The sequence below is a fragment of the Enterovirga rhinocerotis genome (assembly GCF_004363955.1).
In the GTDB taxonomy this organism is placed as follows: domain Bacteria; phylum Pseudomonadota; class Alphaproteobacteria; order Rhizobiales; family Beijerinckiaceae; genus Enterovirga; species Enterovirga rhinocerotis.
This window is the reverse complement of sequence record NZ_SNZR01000013.1, coordinates 47,737-66,645: the sequence shown is the minus strand read 5'-3', so window position 1 is coordinate 66,645 and position 18,909 is coordinate 47,737. Positions and strand designations below refer to the sequence as shown.

Genomic DNA, 18,909 nt, shown 5'->3' with positions numbered 1-18,909 from the left:
ATATGCCTGATGATGCCCTGTTCCTGATCTCCATCATCGCGCTGCCTTTCCTCGGAAGCTTCATCGCAGCCCTCCTTCCGACCAATGCCCGCAATGCCGAGGCTTGGCTGGCAGGCCTCGTCTCTGTCGGGGTCGTGGCGATCGCCATCAGCTTTCGTCCGGTCCTTGCGGCCGGCAACGTCGTCCGCGCGGAGTATGCGTGGCTTCCGGAATTCGGGCTCAACTTCATCCTGCGGCTCGACGGGCTCGCCTGGAGCTTCGTCGTCCTGATCGGCGGGATCGGCTTCCTCGTCGTCCTCTACGCGCGCTACTACATGTCGCCGGCCGACCCGGCCCCGCGCTTCTTCGCCTTTCTGCTCGCCTTCATGGGCGCGATGCTCGGCATCGTCGTGTCGGGCAACCTCATCCAGCTCGTCGTCTTCTGGGAGCTGACGAGCATCTTCTCGTTCCTCCTGATCTCCTACTGGAACCACAACCAGACCGCCCGGGACGGTGCCCGCGTCGCACTCACCGTCACCGCCGCCGGCGGTCTCTGCCTCCTCGCCGCCATGCTGCTCCTCGGGCGCATCGTCGGCAGCTTCGACCTCGAGACGGTGCTGACGTCGGGTCCCCGCATCGTCTCCCACCCGCTCTATCTGACGATGCTCATCCTGTTCGCGCTCGGGGTGCTGACGAAGAGCGCGCAGTTCCCGTTCCACTTCTGGCTGCCGCGGGCCATGGTCGCCCCGACGCCCGTCTCGGCCTATCTCCATTCGGCCACCATGGTGAAGGCCGGCGTCTTCCTGCTGGCGCGGTTCTGGCCCGCCATGGCCGGCCATGAATACTGGTTCTGGATCTTCGCGCCGATCGGCGTCGCGACCCTGCTCATCGGCGCTTTCATGGCGCTGTTCCAGCAGGACCTGAAGGGCCTCCTCGCCTATTCGACGATCAGCCATCTCGGCCTGATCACGCTGCTTCTCGGGCTCGGCAGCCCGCTCGCGGCGGTGGCCGCCATCTTCCACATCATGAACCACGCGACCTTCAAGGCATCGCTGTTCATGGCCGCGGGGATCATCGATCACGAGGCGGGGACCCGCGACGTGCGCCGATTAGGCGGGCTCTATCGGGCGATGCCGATCACGGCGCTGCTCGCGACCGTCGCCGCGGCGGCGATGGCCGGCGTGCCGCTCCTCAACGGCTTCCTGTCGAAGGAGATGTTCTTCGCCGAGACGATCGAGTCGCATGTCGACACGGTCCTCGACAAGGCGCTGCCCTACATCGCGACGATCGCGGGCGTGTTCAGCGTCGCCTATTCGCTGCGCCTGATCCACCAGGTCTTCTTCGGGCCGCCCGCCAAGGACCTGCCGCGGCAGCCGCACGACCCGGTGCTCTGGATGCTGCTCCCGGTCGCGCTTCTCGTCCTGATCTGCCTCCTGGTCGGGATCCTGCCCGGACCGACGATCGGCAACTTCCTCGCCATGGCGGTCCATGCCACGCTCGGCCCGCAGACGCCGACCTACAGCCTCGCCGTCTGGCACGGCTTCACCCCGGCGCTCTTCATGAGCGGCGTCGCGATGATCGGCGGCGTCGCGCTCTACTTCGCCCTCCAGCGCTATCTGTCCGGCGATGTCGAGGGCGTGCCGATCCTCGGCGCGCTGAAGGGCAAGCGGCTCTTCGAGCGGGCGCTCGTCTTCCTGTCCTGGCGCTGGGCGCGCGAGCTCGAGCAGAATGCCGGCACCACCCGGCTCCAGCCCCAGATGCGCCTCCTCGTCTGCGTGACGATCGCGGCGGCCCTCTGGTCGCTGTTCTCCCGGCCGGGCTCGCTCGATTTCACCTGGCCTTCGAGCGCCGATCCCGCCTTCGTGCTGGTCTGGCTCGTCGGTGGAATCTGCGCGGTCGCGGCGGCCTACCAGGCGAAGTATCATCGCCTGGTCTCGCTGATCCTCACCGGCGGGGCCGGGCTCGCGACCTGCATCACCTTCGCCTGGCTGTCTGCGCCGGACCTCGCCCTCACCCAGCTCCTCGTCGAGATCGTGACGACGGTGCTGATCCTGCTCGGCCTGCGCTGGCTGCCGAAGCGCATCGAGGGGCTCGATCCCGACATGACGCCGAAGGCGCGGCTCCGCCGCGTCCGCGACCTTCTCATCGCCGTGGCCGGCGGAGCGGGGCTCGCCGCGCTCTCCTACACGGTGCTGACCTGGCCGATCGGGAACAGCATCGCCAGCAACTTCCTGGAGCGCGCCTATACCGAAGGCGGCGGCCGCAACGTCGTCAACGTGATCCTCGTCGATTTCCGCGGCTTCGACACCTTCGGCGAGATCGCCGTGCTCGCGATCGCCTCGATCACGGTCTTTTCGCTGCTGCGCCGCTTCCGCCCGGCCCGCGACAGCATCGAACTGCCCGCGCAGAAGAGCTTCCAGAACCGCTTCGACGCCGATCGCTACACGGGCGGCAAGGACCCGCTCTCCGCCCATTACATGATCGTCCCGGGCCTGATCATGCGGCTTCTGTTCCCCGTCATCGCGATGACGGCCGCCTTCCTGTTCATGCGCGGGCACGACCTTCCGGGCGGAGGTTTCGTCGCGGGCCTCACCCTCGCGATCGCCTTCATCCTGCAATACATGGCGGGCGGCACGCGCTGGGCCGAGGCGCGCCTGCGGGTGCTGCCGGCGCGCTGGATGGGCTTCGGCCTCCTCGCGGCCGCGGCCACCGGCGCGGGCGCCTGGTTCTTCGGGCGGCCCTTCCTCACCTCCGCCTTCGCCTATGCCGATATTCCGATCCTCGGGAAGGTGCCGATGGCGAGCGCCCTGTTCTTCGATCTCGGCGTGTTCTCGGTCGTGGTCGGGGCCACGGTGCTCATCCTGATCGCCCTCGCCCACCAAGCCCTCCGCGTGCAGCGCGTATCCTCGGACGCCGCCGCGGCTCCGCCCACCGAGGGGAGCCGCTGATGGAACTCGTCGTCGCCCTCGCCATCGGCGTGCTGGCGGGGTCAGGGATCTGGCTCCTGCTCCGCCCGCGGACCTTCCAGGTCATTATCGGCCTCTCCCTCGTCTCCTACGCGGTGAACCTGTTCATCTTCGGCATGGGCCGTCTGCGCGTCGGCGCGCCGCCGGTCCTGAACCCGGACACGCCCGACGTCTCGGCCTATGCCGACCCGACGCCGCAGGCCCTCGTCCTCACCGCGATCGTGATCGGCTTCGCGATGACGGCGCTGTTCCTCGTCGTGATCCTCGCGGCGCGCGGGCTCACCCGCACCGACCATGTCGACGGCCGGGAAGGCGGCTCATGACCTTCGCCGACCACCTCGTCATCGCGCCCATCGTCCTGCCGACCGTCGCGGCAGGGCTGATGCTCATGCTCGACGGCCGCAGCCGGAACGCGCTCGCGGCCATCAACCTGATCTCGACCTTCGCGCTGCTCGCCATCGCGATCACCCTCGCCGCGACGGCGGCGAGCGGCGAACCCGGCACCGCGATCAGGACCTACCGGCTGGGCGACTGGCCGGCGCAGTTCGGCATCGTCCTCGTCTCGGACAGGCTTTCGAGCCTCATGCTCGTCCTGACGGCGACCCTGGCCTGCGCCGCGCTCGTGTTCTCGCTGGCGCGCTGGCATGGCGTCGGACCCTATTTCCATCCGTTCTTCCAGTTCCTGCTGATGGGACTGAACGGCGCCTTCCTGACGGGGGACGTCTTCAATCTCTTCGTCTTCTTCGAGGTGCTGCTGGCGGCCTCCTACGGCCTCGCCCTCTACGGATCGGGCTATGCGCGGGTCAGGGCGGGCCTGCACTACATCGCCATCAACCTCGTCGCCTCGCTGATCTTCCTGATCGGCGCGAGCCTGATCTACGGCAGCGCCGGCACGCTCAACATGGCCGATCTCGCCGTGCGGGTCGCCGAACTGGGCCCGCGCGACCGGGCCCTGCTCGAGGCGGGCGCCAGCATTCTCGGGGTGGTGTTCCTCGTGAAGGCCGCGATGTGGCCGCTCGGCTTCTGGCTGCCCGGCACCTATGCCGCGGCGGGCGCCCCGGTCGCCGCCCTGTTCGCCATCATGACGAAGGTCGGCATCTATGCCGTCCTGCGTCTCGGCTCGATCCTGACCGGCCCCGAAACCGAGGGCTCGGTGATGTTCGGCGCAGGCTGGCTGACGGCCGGCGGCGCCGCGACCATCGTCTTCGCCATGCTCGGCCTCCTCGCCTCCCAGGAACTCGGCAAGCTCGCCGGCTATGCGGTCGTGATCTCGTCGGGCACGCTGCTCGCCGTCATCGGCGCGGGCGATCCGGCCCTCGTCGGGCCGGCCCTCTTCTACCTCGTGAGTTCGACGCTCGCGATCTCGGCCTTCTTCCTCCTCATCGAGCTCGTCGAACGCGGCCGGACACGCGTCGACGACGTCCTCGCGGTCACGCTCGAAGCCTATGGCCTCGAAGGCGAGGAGGAGCCGGGCGAGGACGGCGATAGCGGCATCGCGGTTCCCGCCATCCTCGCCGTGCTCGGCGTCGCCTTCGTCCTGTGCGGCGTACTGCTCGCCGGCCTGCCGCCGCTCTCCGGATTCGTTGCGAAATTCGCCATCCTCGCGGCCGCGATCGGCCGCGGCGAGGCCGGGGTGTCGCCGGATGCCTGGCTCCTCCTCGTGGTGCTGCTTCTGTCGGGGTTCGTCACCCTGTTCGCCGTGGTGCGCGGCGGGATGCGCTCCTTCTGGGGACCGATCGAGCGCGAGGTGCCGCATGTGCGGATCGTCGAGCTCGCGCCCATCGCGGCGCTGCTGTTCCTCTGCGTGGTGCTGACGGTCAAGGCGGAGCCGGCGATGCGCTTCATGCAGGCGACGGCGGCGGATCTGCGCGGGTCGAAGGCCTATTCGGGCGCGGTCCTTGCCGAGCCCGTCCCGCCCCCCGCTCCGCCTCGCGAGGGAGGCTCCCGATGACCCGCTGGCTTCCCTCCCCGCTGGCCTCGGCGACCCTGATCGCGATCTGGCTGCTGCTGAACCAGAGCGTCTCCCCCGGGCAGCTCCTGCTCGGGGCCCTGTTCGGCTTCGTCGGACCGCTTCTCCTGCGGCGGCTCGACGTCCCGCCGCCGCGCATGCGCCGCCCAGGCGCCGTTCTCCGGCTGGCCGGGCTCGTCATCGTCGACATCGTGCGCTCGAACATCAACGTCGCGCGGCTCATCCTGCGGCCCGAGGGGCGCCGCCCCGGCTTCGTGCCGATCCCGCTGAAACTGCGCGCTCCCCTGGGGCTCGCGACCCTCGCCTGCGTGATCACCGCCGCGCCGGGAACCGCCTGGGTCAGCTACGATCCGGGCGACGGCACGGTCGTCATCCACGTCCTCAACATCGGGGAGGACGAGGACTGGGCCGCCATCATCAAGGGGCGATACGAGGGGCTGCTGATGGAGATCTTCGAATGAACGGATCCGTCCTCGGCTGGGCGCTGCTGATCGGTCAGATCCTCATCGCGCTCGCCATGGCCTGCGCGGCCTTCCGCATCCTCAAGGGGCCGCGGGCGCAGGACCGCGTGCTGGCGATGGACGCCCTCTACGTCAACGCGATGCTGCTGCTGCTCGTCTTCGGCATCGGCTCGGGCTCGACGCTCTATTTCGAGACCGCGCTCGCCATCAGCCTCCTCGGCTTCGTGGCCACCGTCGCCATGGCGAAGTTCCTGATGCGGGGGGAGGTGATCGAATGAACGGCCTCCAGACGCTTCCCGCCTGGGCCGAGATCCTCGTCGCGATCCTCGTCGTGCTGGGGTCGGGGCTCGCCCTGATCGGATCGATCGGCCTCGTGCGCTTCCGCAGCTTCTACGAGCGGGTCCACGCGCCGACCCTCGGCTCGACGCTCGGCACCGCGAGCATCCTCCTCGCCTCGATCGCCTTCTTCTCGCTGACCCGGACGCGCCCCTTCGTCCACGAGCTGCTGATCGGGCTGTTCGTCACGGTCACGACGCCGGTGACGCTGCTGATGCTCGTCCAGGCGACGATCTATCGCGACAGGCTCGAAGGCCGCGACCCGCTCGCCCGGCGCGAGGACGAATCCTGACGCGTCCCCGCCGCGTCAGTGCATCTTCATCCAGGTGAACAGGCCGGCGCCCGGCCCGAGCAGACCCGCCGCCCAGACGATCGCCGAGGTGAGATTGGCGAACTGGAACAGCCCGCGCGGCATCTCGAAGATGCCCGCGAAGAGCGGAACCAGCGCCCGCAGGGGACCCGAGAAGCGGCCGAAGAAGACGCCCCAGGCGCCGTATTTCGCCATGAACGCCTCGGTTTTCGCCATCAGGTCCGGCCGCTTGTTCAGCGGCCAGGAATGCTGGATCGACGGCCCGAAATAGCGCGCCACCTCGTAGCTGACCCAATCGCCGAGGAAGGCACCGATCACGGCGCCGATCAGGATCGGCCAGAATTCGAGCCCGGCCCCGCCGATCAGCGCGCCGATCCCGACCATGAGGACGGTGGCGGGGATCAGGATCGAGACGATGGCGAGCGATTCCCCGAAAGCCAGCAACCCGACGATGGCGGGCGCCCAGGCCTGATTGGCGCGCACGAAATCGAGCACGGGCTGCGCGAATTGGTCGAGCGTCATGGATCTGCCAGGGCTGGCCGGCGGCGCCGGCACGATCGGGAGCCACGCCGGTCCATGATCGGCGGAGCGGGGTCAAGCCCCGTCCGCCATCCCGCCGGTCGCCTGCGTCAGTTCAGCTCACGACACCGCAACCCGCCGCCGCCGAGGAAACAGGCCTTGTCGAACAGCGCGAGGTCCAGCGGATTGGGCAGCCGCACGTCCTCGATATCCGGAAGCCTTTTCCGAAGCGGGTCGTAGCGGCGGTCGATCTGCGCGGTGACGGCCATCACCACCTCTCTGCGCCGGGCGAAGGCCTTCAGCGTCCGGATCTGCGTGCCGAGATCGGCCTTGTCCCGTCGCTGATCCAGGAGCTGCAGGTAATCGACCACGGCGAAGGTGCCCGGGGCGGCCGTGTCGAGCGCCCCGACGATATGATCGGCGCAGATCGCATCGGAGCAATCGGACGCGAACAGGCCGCCGAACCGACCGGGCTCGATTCCGAGCGCCGCGAAGCGGCCGGCGATGTCCCTCTCCGTGTCCTCGAGCGTGAAGACGACGCTCCGCCGGCCGCGGGCCATGGCCTCGACGGCGAGCCGGAGCGCCATCAGCGTCTTGCCCTGGCCCGGCCGCGCACCGATCAGGAGCAGGTCGCCCGGCCGGAGCCTCGCATAGATCTCGGCGGCGGCCGAGGGGGCCTTCGCGGCCAGCAGGCTCCAGCGCGCGAAACCCTCGCCGGCGGCGACGGCGTCGAGCGCCGCGTGGAGCGCAATGCCGTCCCGCCGCGACAGCAGCCGCGCCTTGCGTTTCAGATGCCGAATGGAATCGGACGCCCTCATCTCAAACCTCCCGATGCGAGCGGATGCTGCAACCCCTCCTCATGCGCGCGCTCGAACGGTTGGTTCGACGATGGCGGACCCTGCGCGAGCTTTCCCGATGGAGGGGGGAGGCGCGGGCGGCGCCGGGCCGAACGATAGCCGGATTCGCGCCCGCCGGGAATCCCGCCTGGAATCCCGCGTGAACCATCGCGCGGGATCGGGCGACGAAACCGGACAGGATCCTATGGACCCGCCCTGCGGAATGCGTTGAAGAGAGAGAATGGCTGACCAGATCATCGCAGGCCGCTACCGGCGCGACGGCGAGGCGAGGCTCGGCGGGCAGGCGACGATCTTCCCCGCCCACGACATGCTGCTCGGGCGCGACGTCGCGATCAAGGTCGCGCGGACCGATGCGGGCGACCTGTCGGTCGCGCTGCGCTCCTCGCTGATCCGCGAGGCGCGTTTCCTCGCCCGGATGAGCCATCCCGGCATCGTCACGCTCTACGATTTCTTCGAGGTCGGCGCGCATGTCGCCTTCGTCATGCCGCGCTACCGCTCGAACCTCGTCGACGAGCTGCGCCGCGATCCGGCCCTGCGCCGCTCGCGCTTCCTCACCGTCTTCACCCATGTCGCCGATGCGCTCGACCATTGCGTCGCGAGCGGGGTCGTCCATCGCGACATCAAGCCCGCCAACATCCTGCTCGGCCAGGACGACGCCTCGATCTGCGATTTCGGCGTCGCGACGGAGATCGACGATGCCGGCGACTGGACCGGAATCGTCGGCAGCCATCCGTATATCGCGCCCGAACTGTTCCTCGGCGACGTCGATCCGGACCTGCGGACCCCCGCCGTCCGCCGCAGCTTCGACCAGTTCGCGCTCGGCGTGACGGTGTATCAGTTGCTGACCGGGCAGCTCCCCTTCCCGCCCATCGGACCGGACAGCGATCCGCGGACGAGCTGCACGGCGATCAACCTCCTGCACCACAAGACCTTCCTGCCCTGCCATTTCGCCAATAGCGACCTGCCGCCGACGGTCGACGACGTCGTCGGCAGGATGCTGAGCGTCGATCCGCGCTCGCGCTTCCCCACGAACCGGGACGCGATCGAGGAGCTCCGGGCCGCCCTCTCGGGCCTGACGCCGGGCGCGCGCCGGGTCTTCGTCAGCTATGCGCGGACCGACAAGCCCTTCGTCGGCCGCCTCGTGCAGGCGCTGGAGGAGAGCGGCCGGGTCGAGGTGCGCTGGGACGACCAGCTCGTGCCCGGGCTCGACTGGGACGACCAGCTCGAGGACGCCATGGTCGCGAGCGACGCGATGATGGTGATGCTGTCGCGCGAATCCGTCCTGTCGCCGGAGGTGAAGGCCGAATGGCGCTATTGGAAGGGCGCCCTCGAACGCCCCCTCATCACGGTCGTCCTCGACGATTGCCGCGTGCCCTACCGTCTCTACGGACACCATCAGCTTCGCGTCGGACGCAACGCTCCGACCGATCCCGCGGCGCTGGCCTCCGTCGTCGTCGAGCAGCTCGCCGCAGCCGTTCCGGCCGCCCGCGCCCATGCCGACCGCCTCGCCGCGCGGCGGAGCCCACGCCCGGACGGGAACGTCCACATGCCGGATTCCGACGGCCGGACCGAGGACGCCGGGGCGAGCCCTGAGCCCTGGGGCACGGTCGTGCTGCGGCCCGCGGTCGAGCCGATCCCGGAACCCAATCCCGGCGCGATCTCCGCGTCGGAGCTCGAAACCCTACCGGCCCGCGCCCGCTGGCCCGACCAGCCGGAAGCGCCCCTCTCGACGACGGCCGTGCGGCGCGAACTCGGCGATTACGAGCTGTCCGCCACCGTCCCCGGTCGCCTCGACATCTCGGACTACAAGACGGTCATCGCGGGGTTGTGGAACGCCGAGACGCCCCTCACCACGCCTTAGCGGGACACGCCCGCCTCCTCCCGCCCTCCCTCCAGCCTCCGTTCCGGAGCCTCGCGTGAACATCCTCTCCATCCAGAGCCACGTCGCCTACGGTCATGTCGGGAACGCATCGGCCACCTTCCCGATGCAGCGCCTCGGCCACGAGGTCTGGCCGATCCACACCGTGCAGTTCTCGAACCATACGGGCTACGGCGACTGGACGGGGCGCGTCTTCGACGGCCAGGCGATCGAGGAACTCATGGACGGCATCGCGGCGCGCGGGGTCCTGGCGCGCTGCGACGGCGTGCTCTCCGGCTATATGGGCTCGGCCGATATCGGCCAGGCGATCCTGTCGGCCGCCGCGCGGGTGCGGGCGGCCAATCCGCGGGCGCTGTGGTGCTGCGACCCGGTGATCGGCGATGTCGGCCGGGGCGTCTTCGTCCGGCCGGGCGTGCCGGACTTCATCCGGGACCACGCCGTGCCGGCCGCCGACATCGTGACGCCGAACCAGTTCGAGCTGTCCCTCCTGACGGAGCGCACCATCGCGACCACGGCCGACGCGAAGGCCGCCATCGCCGCCTTGCGCAGGACGGGACCGCGGATCGTGCTCGTCACCTCGCTCGTCACGGAAGAGGTCCCCGCCGACGCGGTCGATCTCGCCGCCGCCGACGACGAGGGATCGTGGCGGGTGCGCACGCCGCGCCTCGATCTCTCGGTGAACGGCGCGGGCGATGCCATCGCAGCCCTCTTCCTGGTGCATATCCTCGAGACCGGATCCTGCCGCCTCGCCCTCGAACGGGCTGCCGCCTCGGTCTGGGGCCTGCTGCGGCGGACCAGCGAGGCGGGATCGTGGGAGATCCTCACCGTCGCCGCGCAGGACGAATTCGTCCGCCCGAGCCGGCTCTTCACGGCCGAGCCGTTCTGAGGCGGAAGGGTCGCAGCCCGCCTGCCCGGTGATGGCGAGGAGGCGAGGCCGAGGAAGCAAGCAGGGGCCGTCTGCCCTGCGGAGGCGCTGGGTTGCTTCGCTGCGCTCGCAATGACCTGATGCGTGGTGCCGGGGGAGGGGTGCCTCCCTCACCAGGCTCGGGCTGACGCCCGAGTCCGCCCTCTCCCCTCGGGAGAGGGAAGGCGGCGTCGGCGGCGTGCGTGCTCCGGAGCGTTGCCGCGTCGTAGACCTTATCGAGCGCGGGGACGGTCGCCCCAGCGTTCCCTCTCCCGTCTAGGAGAGGGACAGGGTGAGGGCAGGGCGCCGGGTGCGGAGCCCGCAAAGCCTTTGCTGCGCCGGCCTTCCCTCACCCCGGCGGCCTTCGGCCGCTCGACCTTCTCCCATCCGGGAGAGGGAAACCTCCCGGCCGTCTTTGCGAGGAGGCGGAGCCGACGACGCAATCCAGGGCCGGCGCGCGACGGATGGGCTGGGTTGCTTCGCTGCGCTCGCAATGACGGGATGCGTGGTGCCATCTGCGGATAGGTCCACCCCTCACCCGGCTCGGGCTGCCGCCCGAGTCCGCCCTCTCCCGCAAGGGGAGAGGGGACGCGCGGGACGGCGGGTTGGCGCAGATAATTCTTGACAGACCTAGGAACATAAGCCTATATGCCGTCCGTCTCGTCCACGAGGGGCGCGCTCATGAGGCGTCAGGTTCGCGGGACGGGATCGGCGCCTGCGGGCGGGGTTCGCGGCCCCGCGCTCGGGAGGCCGGGTCGAATGCCGCCCTCCGGATACTACGGTCCGGGCGCCGCTAGTGCGGCTAGATCGGGCGGAGATGCCCTGCGGTCCCTGGTCGAATCCTCTCCGCAAGGGGAGTGGAGGCCAAACCGCAGGATCGTCTCCGATCCCGTGACGAGTGGCCGGCCCGGACTGAAATCGCCGAACCCGAGACGCCGGACGGCTCTCCAAACAACAATCTGATCGAGTCCCCGGCGTTTCGGGTCCCCTCGGCTCTTTGAATCACGGATCGGATCACCCACCGGACGGCGCGGGCGATGGCGCTTGCCTGCCTGTGTCGCAGGCCCTGCCCAACGCGAACCCTCCCATGCCGGTCGCATTATTCGTCGCGACCCCGCTACACCTCGCCGAAAATGCTCTAAGACCGCCTCATGTCGAATGCCATCGTGATAGCCGCGGTCCTGGTCGTGGCGGTCGTCCTCCTGCTCGGCCTGATCAACATGATGCGGGGCGGATCCCCCGCGCGGTCGCAGCAATTGATGCGGATGCGCGTGCTGCTGCAATTCGTCGCGATCGTGATCATCATGATCGCGATCTGGCTGAAGACCCAGAGCTGAGCATGGTCGCCCTCAACCGCATCTACACGAAGGCCGGAGACGGCGGCGGCACGCAGCTCGTGGGCGGCGAACGCCGCCGCAAGAGCGACCTGCGCATCGAATGCTACGGCACCGTGGACGAGCTGAACGCGACGCTCGGCCTCGTCCGCCTCCACACGTCGTCGGACCCGGACGCCGACGCCCTGCTCGCCCGCATCCAGAACGACCTCTTCGATCTCGGCGCAGATCTCGCGACGCCGCCCCGCGACGAGCCACGCAAGCGCGAGGACCTGCGCATCCTCGATTCGCAGGTCGATCGGCTCGAAGGCGAGATCGACGCGATGAATGCGGACCTCGCGCCGCTCCGCTCCTTCGTCCTCCCCGGAGGAACGCCCGTTTCGGCGCATCTCCATCTCGCCCGCACGGTCTGCCGCCGGGCCGAGCGTCTCGCCGTCGCCCTGGCCGAGAAGCCCGAGGAGAAGGTCGCTCCCGAGGTGATCCGCTACCTCAACCGCCTCTCCGATCTCCTGTTCGTGGCGGCGCGCTTCCATAACGACCGCGGCGCGCGCGACGTGCTCTGGGTTCCAGGGCAGAACCGCTGAGGTGGCCCCAATCGCGTTGCAATCGTCACGACCCGACTTTACCGTCCGCCGCCTCCATGCTTTGAGGCCGCGACGCCCGCTCGGGCGAGCCATCGCGCAGCACCATCGGCAACCAAGGGACGCCTCTCGATGAAGGTTCTCGTGCCCGTCAAGCGGGTCATCGACTACAACGTGAAGGTTCGCGTGAAAGCGGACGGTTCGGGCGTCGAGCTCGCCAACGTGAAAATGTCGATGAACCCGTTCGACGAGATCGCGGTCGAGGAGGCGATCCGGCTGAAGGAAAAGGGCAAGGCGACCGAGATCATCGCGGTCTCGATCGGCCCGCAGCAGGCACAGGAAACGATCCGCACCGCCCTGGCCATGGGCGCCGACCGCGGCATCCTGGTGAAGGTGGACGGCACGGTCGAGCCCCTCGCCGTCGCGAAGATCCTGAAGGGCGTCGTCGACGAGGAAAATCCCGATCTCGTCATCCTCGGCAAGCAGGCCATCGACGACGATTGCAACCAGACCGGCCAGATGCTGGCCGCCCTCCTCGGCTGGCCGCAGGGCACCTTCGCCTCGAAGGTCGAGCCCGGTGACGGCTCGGTCGACGTCACCCGCGAGGTCGATGGCGGCCTCCAGACCGTCTCGCTGAAGATGCCGGCGGTCGTGACCACGGACCTGCGCCTCAACGAGCCGCGCTACGCCTCGCTGCCGAACATCATGAAGGCGAAGAAGAAGCCCATCGCCGAGAAGACGGCCGCCGATTACGGCGTCGATCCGGCCCCCCGCCTGACGGTGCTGAAGACGGTCGAGCCCGGCGGGCGCAAGGCCGGCGTCAAGGTCGGATCGGCAGGCGAACTCGTCGAGAAGCTCAAGAACGAAGCGGCGGTGATCTGAGCGCCAAGGAGACGATGATGACCACGCTTCTTCTCGCCGATCACGACGGCGCCACCATCCTCGACGCGACCAAGAAGGCGCTGACGGCGGCCAAGGCCCTCGGCGGCCCGGTCCACGTCCTCGTCACCGGGCCCGAAGCGGCCGCCCAGGCGGCCGCCAAGCTCGACGGCGTCGAGAAGGTTCTGTCCGCGACCGACGCCGCCTATGCGCACGGCCTCGCCGAGCCCGTCGCGGCCCTGATCGTATCCCTCGCCGGCCCCTACGACGCGATCGTGTCGGCCGCGACGACGCACGGAAAGAACGTCCTGCCCCGCGTCGCCGCGCTGCTCGACGTGATGCAGGTCTCGGACGTGACGAAGATCGTCTCGCCCGACACCTTCGAGCGCCCGATCTATGCCGGCAACGCCATCCAGACCGTCCAGTCGGGCGAGTCGAAGAAGGTGATCACGGTCCGGACCTCGGCCTTCCAGGCCTCCGGAGAGGGCGGCTCGGCCTCGGTCGAGGCGGTGCAGGCGGCGGAAGACCCGGGCATCTCGAGCTTCAAGGGCGAGGAGATCGTCAAGCTCGACCGTCCGGAGCTGACCGCGGCCAAGATCATCATCTCCGGCGGGCGTTCGCTCGGTTCGACCGAGAACTTCAAGACCTATATCGAGCCGATCGCCGACAAGCTCGGCGCGGCCATGGGCGCCTCGCGCGCCGCGGTCGATGCGGGCTACGCCCCGAACGACTGGCAGGTCGGCCAGACCGGCAAGGTGGTCGCCCCCGACCTCTACATCGCGGTCGGCATCTCCGGCGCCATCCAGCATCTCGCCGGCATGAAGGATTCGAAGGTCATCGTCGCCATCAACAAGGACGAGGAGGCCCCCATCTTCCAGGTGGCGGATTACGGCCTCGTCGGCGACCTCTTCAAGGTGCTCCCGGAGCTCGATCAAGAGCTCGCCAAAATCAAATCGTGACGCCTCTCCCCTGCGGATGGAAATGACCTCATGACCATGGACATCCGGACGGTCGGCATCGTCGGTGCCGGCCAGATGGGCAACGGCATCGCTCATGTCTGCGCAGCTGCCGGCCTCAACGTCCGCCTGAACGACGTCTCGGCCGACCGGCTCAACCAGGGCATGGCGACGATCAACGGGAACCTCGCGCGGCAGGTGTCGCGCGGGTCGATCAGCGAGGACGAACGCCGGGCGGCGCTCGACCGCATCCAGCCGGTCAAGACCTACGAGGGCTTCGCGGATTGCGATCTCGTGATCGAGGCGGCGACCGAGAACGAGGAGATCAAGCGCAAGATCCTCGTCGATCTCTGCCCGCTGGTGCGGCCGGACGCGATCCTCGCCACGAACACGTCCTCGATCTCGATCACCCGCCTCGCGGCGGCGACGGACAGGCCGGAACGCTTCATCGGCATCCATTTCATGAACCCGGTGCCGGTGATGCAGCTCGTCGAGCTGATCCGTGGCATCGCGACGGAGGATCCGACCTTCGAAGCGGCCCGCGCCTTCACCGCGAAGCTGCACAAGACGACGACGGTCTCGGAGGATTTCCCGGCCTTCATCGTCAACCGCATCCTCCTGCCGATGATCAACGAGGCGATCTACGTCCTCTACGAGGGCGTCGGCTCGGTCGAATCGATCGATACCGCGATGCGGCTCGGCGCGAACCACCCGATGGGGCCGCTTCAGCTCGCCGACTTCATCGGCCTCGATATCTGCCTGTCGGTCATGCAGGTGCTGCATGATGGTCTCGCCGATACGAAGTACCGGCCCTGCCCGCTGCTCGTGAAATATGTCGAGGCCGGCTGGCTCGGCCGGAAGACGAAGCGCGGCTTCTACGACTATCGGGGCGAGAACCCGGTCCCGACGCGCTGAGGCGCAGCCGGCCAACCGACGCCCCTCGTCCGGACCGAGCGTCCGGAACCGACGATCCGGCCGCCGGGACATGACCGCGGCCGGCGAGGCGATGGAGCCGGCTCCGCCGGCGTGAGCCGCTCCGGGCCGCCTACGGCTTCCCTGCCTCTTTCACGAAGCGTGCGAAGACCGCGAGCGTCGCGTCGCTGACATGGTGCTCGATGCCTTCGGTATCGAGACGCGCATGCTCGGGGTCGACGCCGACGGCGAGCAGGAACGACTCGACGATGTGGTGCCGCCGGCGGCTTCTGTCGGCGAGATCCTGTCCCTCGGCCGTCAGAAAGACACCCCGATACGGCCGCTGCGTCACGAGCCCTTCCTCCGTCAGACGCTTCAGCATCTTCGCGACGGTCGGCTGGGCGACCCCGAGGCGCGCCGCGATGTCGACCTGACGCGCCTCGCCCCCGTCCGCGATGAGATCCGCGATCAGTTCGACATAGTCGTCGACGAGTTCCGAGCGGCGCGCCCGGCGCGCCCGGCGAAAGCTCTCGGCCTGGCTCTCGACATCGGCAAGCTGCCCGCCCGCCTCAGCGGCCTCGGCCGCGTTCGCCTTGTCAGCAGCACCCCGTCCCATGTCCCCGCCATGCCTACCCATGAGGATTCATAGCCCGAGGCTTTGATGTCGTCCAAACGGCGGCCCGGGATGCCGCGCAGCACCGGCTTCATGAATAAGCAGATTCTGCTTGATATAGCATATGCTATATTCTAGCGTCGATGCTCATTCGCGGGGAGGGCGTGCTCATGCATTGGCGTTTCGTTCTGGCCGGCTCTGCCGCCTTGAGTAGCTTTATCGGAGGGCCGGCCCTGGCGCAGGACGCTTCGCAGTCCGGCGCGGCGACGGACAAGCCGCCCTCGATCCAGAGCTCGCTCGGCCCGTTCGGGGATCCGGGCGGATGGCGCGCGGCGGCCGAAGCACGCGGCCTGACGATCAACCTGAGCTACACGAACGAGATGCTGGGGAACCTCTCGGGCGGGCTCCGCCGGCATGGCGTCTATGCCGGCAAGCTGGAGGCGCAGCTCGGCATCGATCTCGGCACCATGGCCGGCTGGCAGGGCCTCGCCTTCTTCGCCAATGCCTTCCAGATCCACGATACGGGCGGCCTGCGCGACCGGACCTTCGGCCGGCTCGTCACCGTCTCGAACATCGAGGCCTACCCGTCGACGCGCCTGTCGGAGATCTGGCTCGAACAGAAATGGGCGGGTGACCGCTTCGGTCTGCGGATCGGCCAGATCACGGCGGACGGCGAATTCTTCTCCGCCGATTACGGCCGGATCTTCCTGTCGAACGACTGGCCGACGATCACCGGCGCCAACCTGCCGGCGGGCGGGCCAGCCTATCCCATCTCGACGCCGGGCATCCGCTTCCGTGCCCAGCCGACCGACAGCCTCACGGCGCTCTTCGCGATCTTCAACGGGGATCCGGGCGACCAGAAGGAGGTGAACCGGGACGGGCTCCGCTTCCCGCTGCGCGATCCGGCGTTGCTGATGGGCGAGGTGCAGTACCGCTACGGGCAGGACAAGGAGTCGACCGGCCTTGCCGGGACCTGGCGCCTCGGCGGCTACCACCGGCTCGGGCGGTTCGACGATCTCCGTTACGACCGGACAGGCCTCGCCCTTCTCCATCCGACCAGCAACGGCGAGCCCCGGCGTCTCAGGGGCATGAGCGGGCTTTACGGTGTCGTCGACCATCAGCTCTGGCGACCCGAGGGCGGAAGCCACGAGGACGGCATCCTCGTCTACGGGCGCCTCTCGGCCAGCCCCTCCGACCGAAGCCATATCGACCTCTGGGCCGATGGGGGGCTCGTCTTCTCCGGTCTCGTCCCGCGCCGGCCGCACGATCAGTTCGGGGTGAGCTTCATCTATTCCCGGATCGGCCGGGCGCTGCGCTCGGCCGATCGCGACGCGCAGATCCATGCCGGGGCCTTCGCGCCGATCCGCAGCTACGAGGCCACGTTCGAGGCGACCTACGCGGCCCAGATCGCGCCCGGCTGGGTCGTCCAGCCCGACATCCAATACGTGTACCGGCCGGCAGGCGGCGTGGAGAACCCGTACCGGCCCGGCACCCTCCTCAAGGGCGGCTTCATCGTCGGGCTGCGCTCGACCCTCACCTACTAAGCGCGGCAGGGTTCGGGGCGGCTGGTGCCCGCCCTACCGCTCCAGCGTCTTGAGATAGGCGATGACGTCGTTCACCTGCCCCGGATCGAGCTGGAACTCCGGCATGGTCGGGTGCCCCGTCGTGATCCCCTCCGCGAGGCTCTCGGCAAGGTCCTCGACCGGATAGTTCCGATGCAGCATGCGGAAGGGCGGCGCCTCCGCGAGGGGGCTCGCATCCGCCTTGCCGACGGCATGGCAGCGGGCGCAATGCTCCCGCACGAAAGTCAGCCCTCTCTGCTCGGACGGATCGAGTGCCTGCACCGGCGCGACCACCCCGAGAAGAATGGCGCCCACCTGGGCCGCCAATCCCCATGGCCTCCGCCGCCTGCCTGCCATCGCCGCTCCCCGCCAGGTCGTTCCAAGGCGGGGACCATCGCATGCCGGCGGGTGGTCGGCTTTGATCCTCGTCAATCCGCCCTGCCCTAAGGCCGGCGCCGGGTTTCAGACGGCGCCGAGCCGGCGTTTCACGATGGCGGCGAAGCGATCGACGTCGCTCTCGCTGTTGAAGAGCCCGAACGAGACCCGAATGCCGTCACGCTCGGGCGAGATGCGCACGTTCTCGCTCGCGAGATAGTCGATCCACCCCTCCCCCGGCAGATCGAGGACATAGATGTGCGGGGCGCGCTGCGCTCGGTCCCGGGGGCCGACGAGCCGCACGCCCATCTCGTCGCAATGGCCGATCAGCCGATCGCCGAGATCATAGGCATGAGCCTCGATCGAGGCGACGCCGATCCCTTCGATCAGGTCGAGCGAGGCGGCCAGCGCATGGATGTCGGGCAGGTTGAAATTGCCGATCTCGAACCGGCCCGCATCGGCGCGCAGCGCCATGTTGTCGGCGCGCGCGATATAGTCGGCAGGAGGACTGGCAAGGCTCGACATCGCCATGTAGGCCGGGTTCAGCTCCCGGACGTCCTCACGGCAGAGGAGGATGCCGAGGCCCTGCGGCACCAGCAGGCCCTTGTGGCAACCCGAACCGAGGAAGGTCGCGCCGATCGCCGCCGCATCGAGCGGAACGACGCCGGTCGATTGCATGGCGTCGACGACGAAGAACAATCCGCGCTCGCGGCACAGGCGACCGATCGCCTCGACGTCGAAGCGGTGTCCGGCATGGAAAGTGACGTGGGACAGCGAGATCGCCCGTGTCCGCCCATCGATCGCGTCGGCGAAGGTCGAGGCGTCGGCCGTCTCCCCGCGCAGGGGCACGAAGCGGACCTCGACGCCCCGCCGCGTCAGGTTGAGGAAGGCATAGGCGTTGTTGGGGTGATCGCCTTCGACGAGCAGCACGTTGTCGCCGGCTTCCAGCGGAAGCGCGTTGGCGGCGATGTTCATACCCTCCGAGGTGTTCTTGGTGAAGGCTATCTGGGAGGGCGCGCAGTTCAGGAGGCGCGCGACCCGGCGGCGGACCTCGTCGACGCGGGCGAGCCAGACGGGCTTCGGCCCGGCGAAGTCATGGCCTTCGGAATAGAAGCGAAGCAGAGCGTCCCTGACGCTCGCGGCAAGCGGCGTCTGATGGGCGCTGTCGAGGTAGAGCATCCGCTCGACCACCGGGAACTCCCGACGGACGGCCTCGACGTCATAATGCCGCGACATGGTCTCTCCAGCCCGGATAGGCGATGCTGAGCGACGTCTCATAAATCCAGCCGGCGGAAGCCGTCGAGACGGCAAGGACGGGAATCAGGTCTCGAAATGCGAGAGCCGAAACCTGACGCAGCGTCAGGAGCTTGGACGCTGCGGCGTCTTTGCTCGCCCGCCCATGTGTGATCGAAATTCGATACATATCGTATCATTTTTCGGACGACGATTGACCGTCACGAGATCGTCGCGGAGCATGCCGGTGCTTGGGCGGCGAAGGCCATTCCCTCCAAGCGAGA

At 68.7% G+C, this 18,909-nt stretch carries 19 protein-coding genes; 14 read left to right on the top strand and 5 right to left on the bottom strand.

All coding sequences use genetic code 11. The features are described from left to right. Positions 1-2 precede the first annotated feature (2 nt). The 6 genes from EV668_RS12065 to mnhG are packed head-to-tail and all read left to right on the top strand — an operon-like array spanning position 3 to position 6,003. The gene (locus EV668_RS12065; RefSeq protein WP_133770340.1) at positions 3-2,927 is read left to right on the top strand and encodes a monovalent cation/H+ antiporter subunit A; all 2,925 of its coding nucleotides are present in this window, start codon (positions 3-5) and stop codon (positions 2,925-2,927) included. Continuing rightward, positions 2,927-3,268: a Na+/H+ antiporter subunit C gene (locus EV668_RS12060; RefSeq protein WP_133770338.1), complete on the top strand. Its 342-nt coding sequence runs from the start codon at positions 2,927-2,929 to the stop codon at positions 3,266-3,268. Before EV668_RS12065 ends, EV668_RS12060 begins: the two co-directional genes overlap by 1 nt. Next, the gene (locus tag EV668_RS12055) at positions 3,265-4,896 is read left to right on the top strand and encodes a monovalent cation/H+ antiporter subunit D (RefSeq protein WP_133770336.1); all 1,632 of its coding nucleotides are present in this window, start codon (positions 3,265-3,267) and stop codon (positions 4,894-4,896) included. The genes EV668_RS12060 and EV668_RS12055 overlap by 4 nt, the downstream gene beginning before the upstream one ends. Further along, positions 4,893-5,375, top strand: coding sequence for a Na+/H+ antiporter subunit E (locus tag EV668_RS12050; protein ID WP_133770334.1), 483 nt, complete (start codon positions 4,893-4,895; stop codon positions 5,373-5,375). Before EV668_RS12055 ends, EV668_RS12050 begins: the two co-directional genes overlap by 4 nt. Beyond that, positions 5,372-5,653, top strand: a complete 282-nt coding sequence (locus tag EV668_RS12045; protein WP_133770332.1) for a K+/H+ antiporter subunit F — start codon at positions 5,372-5,374, stop codon at positions 5,651-5,653. The genes EV668_RS12050 and EV668_RS12045 overlap by 4 nt, the downstream gene beginning before the upstream one ends. Then, on the top strand, positions 5,650-6,003 hold the full coding sequence (gene mnhG, locus EV668_RS12040) for a monovalent cation/H(+) antiporter subunit G (RefSeq protein WP_133770330.1): 354 nt from the start codon (positions 5,650-5,652) through the stop codon (positions 6,001-6,003). Before EV668_RS12045 ends, mnhG begins: the two co-directional genes overlap by 4 nt. 15 nt (positions 6,004-6,018) lie before the next feature. Here mnhG and EV668_RS12035 read toward each other — a convergent pair whose 3' ends face one another. Together EV668_RS12035 and EV668_RS12030 are read right to left on the bottom strand one after the other, a co-directional pair. Continuing rightward, the gene (locus tag EV668_RS12035; RefSeq protein WP_133770327.1) at positions 6,019-6,543 is read right to left on the bottom strand and encodes a DedA family protein; all 525 of its coding nucleotides are present in this window, start codon (positions 6,541-6,543) and stop codon (positions 6,019-6,021) included. Between the two features lie 107 nt (positions 6,544-6,650). Beyond that, complete coding sequence (locus tag EV668_RS12030; RefSeq protein ID WP_133770325.1) at positions 6,651-7,358, bottom strand: DNA helicase; 708 nt, start codon at positions 7,356-7,358, stop codon at positions 6,651-6,653. Positions 7,359-7,617: 259 nt separating this feature from the next. Between EV668_RS12030 and EV668_RS12025 the strand changes: the two genes are divergently transcribed. From EV668_RS12025 to EV668_RS11995, 7 genes are all read left to right on the top strand, one after another. Continuing rightward, positions 7,618-9,258: a protein kinase domain-containing protein gene (locus EV668_RS12025; RefSeq protein ID WP_133770323.1), complete on the top strand. Its 1,641-nt coding sequence runs from the start codon at positions 7,618-7,620 to the stop codon at positions 9,256-9,258. Between the two features lie 55 nt (positions 9,259-9,313). Further along, positions 9,314-10,162, top strand: coding sequence for a pyridoxal kinase PdxY (gene pdxY, locus EV668_RS12020; protein ID WP_133770321.1), 849 nt, complete (start codon positions 9,314-9,316; stop codon positions 10,160-10,162). A 1,169-nt stretch (positions 10,163-11,331) separates the two neighbouring features. After that, on the top strand, positions 11,332-11,517 hold the full coding sequence (locus EV668_RS12015; RefSeq protein ID WP_133770319.1) for a twin transmembrane helix small protein: 186 nt from the start codon (positions 11,332-11,334) through the stop codon (positions 11,515-11,517). Positions 11,518-11,519: 2 nt separating this feature from the next. Continuing rightward, the gene (locus EV668_RS12010; protein ID WP_133770317.1) at positions 11,520-12,098 is read left to right on the top strand and encodes a cob(I)yrinic acid a,c-diamide adenosyltransferase; all 579 of its coding nucleotides are present in this window, start codon (positions 11,520-11,522) and stop codon (positions 12,096-12,098) included. 129 nt (positions 12,099-12,227) lie between these two features. Next, complete coding sequence (locus EV668_RS12005; RefSeq protein ID WP_133770315.1) at positions 12,228-12,977, top strand: electron transfer flavoprotein subunit beta/FixA family protein; 750 nt, start codon at positions 12,228-12,230, stop codon at positions 12,975-12,977. A 17-nt stretch (positions 12,978-12,994) separates the two neighbouring features. After that, positions 12,995-13,933, top strand: a complete 939-nt coding sequence (locus EV668_RS12000) for an electron transfer flavoprotein subunit alpha/FixB family protein (RefSeq protein ID WP_133770313.1) — start codon at positions 12,995-12,997, stop codon at positions 13,931-13,933. A gap of 30 nt (positions 13,934-13,963) precedes the next feature. Next, on the top strand, positions 13,964-14,845 hold the full coding sequence (locus EV668_RS11995; protein ID WP_133770311.1) for a 3-hydroxybutyryl-CoA dehydrogenase: 882 nt from the start codon (positions 13,964-13,966) through the stop codon (positions 14,843-14,845). A 130-nt stretch (positions 14,846-14,975) separates the two neighbouring features. On the opposite strand, the gene mntR is transcribed toward EV668_RS11995, so the two are convergent. After that, a complete protein-coding gene (gene mntR, locus EV668_RS11990; protein ID WP_133770309.1) occupies positions 14,976-15,458 on the bottom strand; it encodes a manganese-binding transcriptional regulator MntR in 483 nt (160 codons plus the stop codon). A 203-nt stretch (positions 15,459-15,661) separates the two neighbouring features. On the opposite strand from mntR, the gene EV668_RS11985 reads away from it, so the two are divergent. Next, entirely contained in the window at positions 15,662-16,999 is a 1,338-nt protein-coding gene (locus EV668_RS11985; RefSeq protein ID WP_245513129.1) for a carbohydrate porin, read from the top strand. Between the two features lie 33 nt (positions 17,000-17,032). Here EV668_RS11985 and EV668_RS11980 read toward each other — a convergent pair whose 3' ends face one another. Both EV668_RS11980 and EV668_RS11975 read right to left on the bottom strand, forming a co-directional pair. Then, positions 17,033-17,344 (bottom strand): c-type cytochrome, encoded by a 312-nt coding sequence (locus EV668_RS11980; protein ID WP_245513127.1) that lies wholly within the window; start codon positions 17,342-17,344, stop codon positions 17,033-17,035. A gap of 135 nt (positions 17,345-17,479) precedes the next feature. Beyond that, positions 17,480-18,628, bottom strand: a complete 1,149-nt coding sequence (locus EV668_RS11975; protein WP_133770303.1) for an aminotransferase class V-fold PLP-dependent enzyme — start codon at positions 18,626-18,628, stop codon at positions 17,480-17,482. Between the last annotated feature and the right edge of the window lie 281 nt (positions 18,629-18,909).

Coding starts and splice junctions, on each gene's coding strand:
- EV668_RS12065 (WP_133770340.1), top strand. CDS start 3: ATGCCTGATGATGCCCTGTTCCTGATCTCCATCATCGCGCTGCCTTTC.
- EV668_RS12060 (WP_133770338.1), top strand. CDS start 2,927: ATGGAACTCGTCGTCGCCCTCGCCATCGGCGTGCTGGCGGGGTCAGGG.
- EV668_RS12055 (WP_133770336.1), top strand. CDS start 3,265: ATGACCTTCGCCGACCACCTCGTCATCGCGCCCATCGTCCTGCCGACC.
- EV668_RS12050 (WP_133770334.1), top strand. CDS start 4,893: ATGACCCGCTGGCTTCCCTCCCCGCTGGCCTCGGCGACCCTGATCGCG.
- EV668_RS12045 (WP_133770332.1), top strand. CDS start 5,372: ATGAACGGATCCGTCCTCGGCTGGGCGCTGCTGATCGGTCAGATCCTC.
- mnhG (WP_133770330.1), top strand. CDS start 5,650: ATGAACGGCCTCCAGACGCTTCCCGCCTGGGCCGAGATCCTCGTCGCG.
- EV668_RS12035 (WP_133770327.1), bottom strand. CDS start 6,543: ATGACGCTCGACCAATTCGCGCAGCCCGTGCTCGATTTCGTGCGCGCC.
- EV668_RS12030 (WP_133770325.1), bottom strand. CDS start 7,358: ATGAGGGCGTCCGATTCCATTCGGCATCTGAAACGCAAGGCGCGGCTG.
- EV668_RS12025 (WP_133770323.1), top strand. CDS start 7,618: ATGGCTGACCAGATCATCGCAGGCCGCTACCGGCGCGACGGCGAGGCG.
- EV668_RS12015 (WP_133770319.1), top strand. CDS start 11,332: ATGTCGAATGCCATCGTGATAGCCGCGGTCCTGGTCGTGGCGGTCGTC.
- EV668_RS12010 (WP_133770317.1), top strand. CDS start 11,520: ATGGTCGCCCTCAACCGCATCTACACGAAGGCCGGAGACGGCGGCGGC.
- EV668_RS12005 (WP_133770315.1), top strand. CDS start 12,228: ATGAAGGTTCTCGTGCCCGTCAAGCGGGTCATCGACTACAACGTGAAG.
- EV668_RS12000 (WP_133770313.1), top strand. CDS start 12,995: ATGACCACGCTTCTTCTCGCCGATCACGACGGCGCCACCATCCTCGAC.
- EV668_RS11995 (WP_133770311.1), top strand. CDS start 13,964: ATGACCATGGACATCCGGACGGTCGGCATCGTCGGTGCCGGCCAGATG.
- mntR (WP_133770309.1), bottom strand. CDS start 15,458: ATGGGACGGGGTGCTGCTGACAAGGCGAACGCGGCCGAGGCCGCTGAG.
- EV668_RS11975 (WP_133770303.1), bottom strand. CDS start 18,628: ATGTCGCGGCATTATGACGTCGAGGCCGTCCGTCGGGAGTTCCCGGTG.